This window comes from Paenibacillus algorifonticola (genome assembly GCF_000971975.1).
GTDB lineage: Bacteria > Bacillota > Bacilli > Paenibacillales > Paenibacillaceae > Pristimantibacillus > Pristimantibacillus algorifonticola.
This window is the reverse complement of sequence record NZ_LAQO01000110.1, coordinates 1-632: the sequence shown is the minus strand read 5'-3', so window position 1 is coordinate 632 and position 632 is coordinate 1. Positions and strand designations below refer to the sequence as shown.

The window sequence follows — 632 nt, the reverse complement described above, 5'->3', positions numbered from 1 at the left end:
ACGTTGGGATACCACCCTGATCGTATCGGAGTTCTAACCTAGAACCATGAAACTGGTTCGGGGACCGTGTCAGGTGGACAGTTTGACTGGGGCGGTCGCCTCCTAAAATGTAACGGAGGCGCCCAAAGGTTCCCTCAGAATGGTTGGAAATCATTCGGAGAGTGCAAAGGCATAAGGGAGCTTGACTGCGAGACCTACAAGTCGAGCAGGGACGAAAGTCGGGCTTAGTGATCCGGTGGTACCGAATGGAAGGGCCATCGCTCAACGGATAAAAGCTACCCTGGGGATAACAGGCTTATCTCCCCCAAGAGTCCACATCGACGGGGAGGTTTGGCACCTCGATGTCGGCTCATCGCATCCTGGGGCTGAAGTAGGTCCCAAGGGTTGGGCTGTTCGCCCATTAAAGCGGTACGCGAGCTGGGTTCAGAACGTCGTGAGACAGTTCGGTCCCTATCTGTCGCGGGCGCAGGAAATTTGAGAGGAGCTGTCCTTAGTACGAGAGGACCGGGATGGACGTACCGCTGGTGTACCAGTTGTTCCGCCAGGAGCACCGCTGGGTAGCCAAGTACGGACGGGATAAGCGCTGAAAGCATCTAAGCGCGAAGCCCCCCTCAAGATGAGATTTCCCAATT

1 rRNA gene is annotated in these 632 nt (G+C 55.9%); it reads left to right on the top strand.

Going from position 1 to position 632, the window contains the following annotated elements:
* A 23S ribosomal RNA gene (locus WH37_RS33175) occupies nt 1–632 on the top strand; the annotation flags it as partial.